8 protein-coding genes are annotated in these 6,060 nt (G+C 69.2%); 4 read left to right on the top strand and 4 right to left on the bottom strand.

Annotation, left to right across the window (positions count from 1 at the left end):
* Positions 1-196: 196 nt before the first annotated feature.
* The 4 genes from BZY54_RS36065 to BZY54_RS36050 form a co-directional block, all read right to left on the bottom strand.
* The gene (locus BZY54_RS36065; RefSeq protein ID WP_086729532.1) at positions 197-634 is read right to left on the bottom strand and encodes an SsgA family sporulation/cell division regulator; all 438 of its coding nucleotides are present in this window, start codon (positions 632-634) and stop codon (positions 197-199) included.
* A gap of 98 nt (positions 635-732) precedes the next feature.
* On the bottom strand, positions 733-1,632 hold the full coding sequence (locus tag BZY54_RS36060) for an IclR family transcriptional regulator (RefSeq protein WP_244217507.1): 900 nt from the start codon (positions 1,630-1,632) through the stop codon (positions 733-735).
* Positions 1,633-1,826: 194 nt separating this feature from the next.
* Positions 1,827-2,039, bottom strand: coding sequence for a DUF5326 family protein (locus tag BZY54_RS36055; protein ID WP_086729530.1), 213 nt, complete (start codon positions 2,037-2,039; stop codon positions 1,827-1,829).
* Positions 2,040-2,219: 180 nt separating this feature from the next.
* Positions 2,220-2,537 carry a cupin domain-containing protein gene (locus tag BZY54_RS36050; RefSeq protein WP_086729529.1) on the bottom strand — a complete coding sequence of 106 codons (318 nt, stop codon included), beginning with the start codon at positions 2,535-2,537 and terminating at the stop codon, positions 2,220-2,222.
* Between the two features lie 48 nt (positions 2,538-2,585).
* Between BZY54_RS36050 and BZY54_RS36045 the strand changes: the two genes are divergently transcribed.
* The 4 genes from BZY54_RS36045 (at position 2,586) to BZY54_RS36030 (ending at position 6,005) form a co-directional block, all read left to right on the top strand.
* Positions 2,586-2,963 (top strand): phage holin family protein, encoded by a 378-nt coding sequence (locus BZY54_RS36045; RefSeq protein ID WP_086729528.1) that lies wholly within the window; start codon positions 2,586-2,588, stop codon positions 2,961-2,963.
* 145 nt (positions 2,964-3,108) lie between these two features.
* Entirely contained in the window at positions 3,109-4,299 is a 1,191-nt protein-coding gene (locus tag BZY54_RS36040; protein WP_086729527.1) for a cystathionine gamma-lyase, read from the top strand.
* Positions 4,300-4,529: 230 nt separating this feature from the next.
* Entirely contained in the window at positions 4,530-5,435 is a 906-nt protein-coding gene (locus BZY54_RS36035; protein WP_086729526.1) for a LysR family transcriptional regulator, read from the top strand.
* Positions 5,436-5,522: 87 nt separating this feature from the next.
* Positions 5,523-6,005, top strand: a complete 483-nt coding sequence (locus BZY54_RS36030; protein WP_086729525.1) for an NUDIX hydrolase — start codon at positions 5,523-5,525, stop codon at positions 6,003-6,005.
* Positions 6,006-6,060 lie beyond the last annotated feature (55 nt).

The following is a 6,060-nucleotide window of genomic DNA, read 5'->3' as shown; positions in this document are numbered from 1 at the left end:
CGTGGTCTCGGCCGACCGGCCGGGTGCCGGACCGATGCCCACCCGGGCCAGGCCCGGCCTGCCGGCTCCGGCGCGCGGCGGCAGAGGAAGACGCCGCAAGCGGTGACCCGGTGGCAGGAGCGGCCTTCCGCCGCTTCGTGCGACCAGCGCACGCGGTGAGGCGTTACGCCACCGCACTCCCCGTTGCCGAAACGCTTCAGCCCGCGCTCTGTTCCTCAGCCAGGATGCGGTCAAGGGCCTCGTCGAGGTGCGCGTCGAAGTCGGCCAGAGCCCCTTCCTGGCCCAGCGGCACCAACTTGTCCGTGCGGTCCAGGAACGCCACGAGAGGCGCCGTGGAGGAGCGGAACAGCGCCCGATCGCTGCCGACCTGAAGACGGATCAGGACCTCGCTCAGGGAGTCGGCGTCCGCGGGCGAGATCCGCACATCACCGTCCCCGCACGGCGTGCCCACCCCGTCGATCAACAGCTCCCGTCCGAAGGCCCAGGTCACCGGGGCGTCTCCGGGCAGATGGAACGTCAGCCGTACGGCGTAGGGATCACAGGTCTCGTACCGCAGCTCCACCGGGATGCGGAAGGAGAGCTCCTCGGACACGAGAAAGCTCATCATGACCTCTGCCTGTACGGACTCGCGCATCGCTACCCCGTCATCTGCCGTCGACTGGCCGGGAATCGTCCCCGTGACACTGGTGGCATCTTGCTGAACGTACACAGCAGATCACAAGGAGTGAGTTTTCAGATACTGATAGCGAGCGCGAGGGCGCCGGCACGCCGCCCCACCTCGTCCTGCAGTCGTCGCGCGGCGGGCATCAGCCGGTCGGCCTGGTGAGCGGGCAGCGAGAGGGCCATTGTCACAGCCGTGGCGCCCACCGTGATGGGAACGGCCGCGCAGACCGTCCCAAGGGCGTACTCCTGCCTCTCCGTCACCGGCTGCATCCGGCGCATCCGTTCCAGACGCCGCAGGAAACTGTGATTGTCACGGACCGTGTACGGAGTGACGGACCGCACGGGGTAGCGGTCGAGGTGGTCACGGCGGTCACCGTCGTCCAGCTGGGACAGCAGGCACTGACCGATCGCGTGTGCGTGCCCGGTCTCCCGGAAGTCGGCCCACTCCTCCACCGCCGGATTGGCCGGGCTGTCGGAGACGTACATGACCTCGATCTCGCCGTCCCGGTACATCGCGTAGTACACGGGCGCACCGATCAGATCACGCCATTGTGCGAGCGTCTCGACAATCGTGCTGCGACGTTTCTGCGCTGCTCCGCTGCTGCTCAGCCGTTCGACCGCCTCACCAAGGAAGAACAACCCCCGGTCGCGGTACAGATAGCCCTCGTGGACCAGGGTGCGCAGCAGGTGGTAGGCGGTGGGCAGCGCGAGGCCGGTCTCGCGGGCCAGCTGCTTGGCCGGGGCTCCGTATTCGTGGCGCGCGACGGTTTCCAGCAGACGCATCGCGCGCTGTACCGATCCGATGAGGGTCTGCGGCGGCTGAGCGGGCTGCTGCTCCAGAGGGCCGGCGCAAGGCTGCTCCACCGGCGGCGCGGAGCGTGGCTGTGCGGGAAGTGCCGTGGAGCGGGACGGCGCTCGGGGGGCGGGGGGCGCGTGCAGTTGTGCGGGTGCGGTGTCAACCGTGCTCAAGGGTCACTCCCATAGCGCGAGTGGCAGCCCGTGCAGGGAGACACGGGTGGGAAACGCTGCCCGCGGGGGCCGGCCCCGCGACGATGCCCGGACCTTATCCGCCCGCCACCGCCTGGGGACGGCCCCTCCGGAAAACTTCCCTCCCGCGAGGGAACCGGTAATTCCTGTTACCGATCACCGGTGTCCCTCCGTGCTCACCAGTCGCCGCGCGAGGACGAGCCCGCCATGAACTTCCGCACGATGTAGATCAGGCCGCCGACCAGGGCCACGAAGACCAGCAGCTTGAACAGCAGACCGATCACGAAGCCCACCACGCTCGCTATCAGGCCGCCGAAGACGACCAGGGCGATGACCGGCACCGCGATCCACTTCACCCACCACGGCAGACCCGCGAAGATCTCTCGCATTGCCCTCGTCCCTATCTCTACGCCGGCCTCAGCGCCGGTTTCCGTCGGTGTCCCGCGCCCCTCGGTGCGGGCACTGTCGATGTCCTGCACTCGATGCTAGGGCCGTCGGCGGGCCCGGCGGGGGCTTCACATCCCTTGTCCTCCCCTGACCGGCCCCCTAGGGAACCCTGAGACAGCGCCTCAGGCTTCCGGCGGAGAGAAGACCACCAGGACCCGCAGATCCTCGCTGATGTGGTGGAACTTGTGAGCGACCCCGGCCGGCACGTACACCACGCTGCCGCGCGCCACCTCGGTCGTCTCCAGACCGACCGTGATCGAGGCGCGCCCGCTGACGACGAAGTACACCTCGTCCTGTTGGTGCGGCTTCTGCGGGTCGTGCCCGCCCGCGTCCAGCGCGTACAGACCGACCGACATGTTCCGCTCCCGCAGGAACTGGAGATATGCGCCCTCGTTGGCGGCTCGCTCCGCCTCCAGTTCGTCCAGCCGGAATGCCTTCATCGTCCTCGCCCGTGTTCGTGATCGATCTCGTCTGCCACGATCAGACACATGAAGAATTTCGTAGTCAAGACGATCGCCAACGCGGGCGCACTGGCCGTCGCCGTATGGCTGCTCGACAAGATAACGCTCACCGGCGACAGCACCGCGAAGAAGGCCGGCACGCTGATCGTCGTAGCCCTGGTCTTCGGGCTGGTGAACTTCCTGGTCAAGCCGATCGTGAAGGTGCTGACCTTTCCGCTGTTCATCCTGACGCTCGGGCTGATCACCCTGGTCGTCAACGCGCTGATGCTGCTGCTGACGTCGTGGGTCTGCGGCAAGCTCCAGCTCAGCTTCCACGTCGAGGGCTTCTGGACGGCCGTCGTCGGCGGCCTGATCGTCTCGGTCGTCTCCTGGGCGCTGCACATGGTCCTGCCGGACGAGGACTGAGCGACGCCGCCGATCTCGACGGCCGGGACGCGCCGGGCCCGCGATACGGGCGCCTGGACGCCGTCCGGGCGTCTCCTGAGATGGTGGAGACAGCGAGCCCGGGCCTGCCGGCCGCGGTACGAGAGCACGTGAAGGGACGGGCGGCATGAACGATTCCGCTGCGGACGGCGCCTACGGCACGGAAGGAACGCGGCAGGAGGCCGGCCTTCCAGGGGGCGCCGGTGACGGCACCCGCGCGGTGCGCGCCGGGCTTCCCGAGCCGGTCAAGCACGAACCGACGCTGCCCGGACCGGTGTTCGCCGCCCACTTCCATCTGCCGGGCGACCCGACGGGTCCGTACACCTACGGCCGCGACGAGAACCCGACCTGGACGCTGCTGGAGCGGGCCATCGGCGAACTCGAGGGCCCCGGGCGCGACGACGTCGAGACGCTGGTGTTCGCCTCCGGCATGGCGGCCATCTCCTCGGTGCTCTTCTCCCAGCTGCGCGCGGGCGACACGGTAGTGCTGCCCAGCGACGGCTACCAGGCCCTGCCCCTGGTCCGCGAGCAGCTGGAGTCGTACGGCATCGAGGTACGCACCGCCCCGACCGGCCAGGACGCCCAGCTGGAGGTGCTGGACGGCGCTCGGCTGCTGTGGATCGAGTCCCCGTCGAACCCCGGTCTGGACGTCTGCGACATCCGCCGACTGGTCGAGGCGGCACACGCGCGTGGCGCCCTGGTCGCCGTCGACAACACCCTGGCGACGCCGCTGGGCCAGCGGCCTCTGGAGCTCGGCGCGGACTTCTCGGTGGCCAGTGGCACCAAGCAGCTCACCGGGCACGGCGACATCCTGCTGGGCTACGTAGCCGGCCGCGACGGCGAGGCCATGGCAGCCGTACGCCGCTGGCGCAAGATCGTCGGTGCGATCGCGGGGCCGATGGAGGCCTGGCTCGCCCACCGTTCGATCGCCACCCTCCAACTGCGCGTCGACCGGCAGAACGCCTCCGCCCTGGCCCTCGCCGAGGCACTGCGCGGGCGCCCCGAGGTGACCGGACTGCGCTATCCAGGACTGCCCGACGATCCCTCGCACAAGATCGCCTCACGGCAGATGCGGCGCTACGGATGCGTGGTGTCCTTCACGCTGCCGACCCGCACGCATGCCGACCGCTTCCTCGACGCCCTGCGGCTCGTGGACGACGCCACGAGCTTCGGCGGGGTGCGCTCCACGGCGGAGCGGCGCGGGCGCTGGGGCGGGGACGCGGTCCCGGAAGGATTCATCCGGATTTCCGTCGGCGCCGAGGACCCGGCGGACCTGGTGGCGGATGTGCTGCGTGCGCTGGACGAGTCGGCGCACTGACCGCTTCTCCCACACCGGGCCGATGTCCGCCCGCCCATGACGGGCGGTCCGAGCCTCCCCCCTCGTGGCTCGGACCGCCCTCGGTTCTGCGCGCGAAGAACCGCGCCAACAAGGCTAATTGACTCTGCGTCAGTGTCCAATCACAGTAGCGACAGAGACCTATCGACATATTTATAGTTGTGCGCGGCCGGGGGTCGGGCGGGGTAGGCGACGCAAGGGGAGGACAAGGCGTGGACCTGGCGTTGCTGCGTACATTCGTGACCGTGCACCGGGCGGGATCCTTCACCCGGGCGGCGGCGCTGCTCGGCCTCTCCCAGCCAGCCGTCACCTCCCAGATCCGCACGCTGGAGCGGCAGCTGGGCCGACCGCTGTTCCTGCGCCAGGCCCGCGGCGTGACCCCGACGTCCATCGGCGACGAGCTCGCCCACAAGGCCGCTCCCCACCTGGACGCCCTGGTGGAGATAACCGAGTCGGGCCTCGACGACGAGTCCTCCTTCCGCACGCTGCATCTGGCTGGGCCGCCCGAGTTCACGGCGGAACGGGCGCTGCCCGCGCTGACCGAGCTGACCGGCGACGACGGGCAGGGCTTCGCTCTGCGGGTCTCTTTCGGGACAGCCGAGGAGGTCCTGGAAGGCCTGTCCGCCGGACACCACGACCTCGCCATCGGTACGGCCCGGCCACGCGGCGCCCTGCTCACGGCGGCCCCACTGTGCGACGAGGAGCACATCCTGGTCGCCGCACCGCGCTGGGCCGACGAGATCGGCCCCATGAGGCCGCATGGCAAGGACGTGCCCGCTCTGAAGAACGTCCCCGTGGTCGAGGTCCAGGAATCGCTGCCCTTCGTCTCCCGTTACTGGGCCTCGGTCTTCGACTGCCGGCCGACCGTGGCCGGCACCGTGATCGCCCCCGACCTGCGTGCGGTCCTCGCCTGCACCGTGGCGGGCGCCGGACTGGCGGTGTTACCCCGCTATCTGTGCGCTCCGGCCCTGAAGCGAGGAGACGTGGTGACCCTCCATGAACCGGCGGTGCCGCCCCTGCGTACGTATTTCCTGGTGGTGCGGACCGGCACCCTGGCGATGCCCCACATCGCCCGCGCCCACGAGTGGCTGATCCGCGTGGCCTCCAACTGGTCCTGAGATCTTTCGGCCGGGTGTCACGCAGCGGGCTCAACTGATGACGTTTCGCGATGTTTCACGTGGAACCAACCGGGCCACATTTCTCCCATGACCGTCCGACCCGTGGTCAAGCGCACCGCTCGAGCCGTTCTCCTCGACGGCGACGACCTGATTCTCATCAAGCGCACCAAGCCCGGTGTCGATCCCTACTGGGTCACTCCCGGAGGCGGGGTCGAGCCAGGAGACACGACCGTCGTCGACGCCCTGCACCGCGAGGTGTACGAGGAGCTCGGCGCAAAGATCACCGATGTGGTGCCCTGCTTCGTGGACACCGTGGAACACATCGGCGAGGACGGCGGCGCGACCGGTGTCAAAGTGCAGCACTTCTTCGTCTGCCGTCTGGAGTCGATGGACCCCTCCCTGCGACACGGTCCCGAGGTGGACGAGCCCATCGGCGAGTACGAGATCGTCCGGGTGCCGTTCACCCGGGTGGGGATCGCCTCCGTCCACCTTGTCCCGCTGTCCCTGCGGCACTACCTGGACGGCAATATCGAGGGCGTCCGGGCCATGCACGCGCCGGACCTCGACTGACAGACGCCGGGGTGTTTCACGTGAAACACCCGGACGCCTGCTCACGCTCTGCCCG

It is taken from the genome of Streptomyces carpinensis (assembly GCF_002154505.1).
Taxonomy (GTDB): Bacteria; Actinomycetota; Actinomycetes; order Streptomycetales; family Streptomycetaceae; genus Streptomyces; species Streptomyces carpinensis.
Note: the sequence above shows the minus strand (reverse complement) of the source record. Positions and strands in the feature narration are given on the sequence as shown.

Bases quoted from the DNA above. Each gene is read 5' to 3' on its own strand.
- BZY54_RS36050 (WP_086729529.1), bottom strand. From the start codon at position 2,537: ATGAAGGCATTCCGGCTGGACGAACTGGAGGCGGAGCGAGCCGCCAAC.
- BZY54_RS36065 (WP_086729532.1), bottom strand. From the start codon at position 634: ATGCGCGAGTCCGTACAGGCAGAGGTCATGATGAGCTTTCTCGTGTCC.
- BZY54_RS36040 (WP_086729527.1), top strand. From the start codon at position 3,109: ATGAACGATTCCGCTGCGGACGGCGCCTACGGCACGGAAGGAACGCGG.
- BZY54_RS36045 (WP_086729528.1), top strand. From the start codon at position 2,586: ATGAAGAATTTCGTAGTCAAGACGATCGCCAACGCGGGCGCACTGGCC.
- BZY54_RS36030 (WP_086729525.1), top strand. From the start codon at position 5,523: ATGACCGTCCGACCCGTGGTCAAGCGCACCGCTCGAGCCGTTCTCCTC.
- BZY54_RS36055 (WP_086729530.1), bottom strand. From the start codon at position 2,039: ATGCGAGAGATCTTCGCGGGTCTGCCGTGGTGGGTGAAGTGGATCGCG.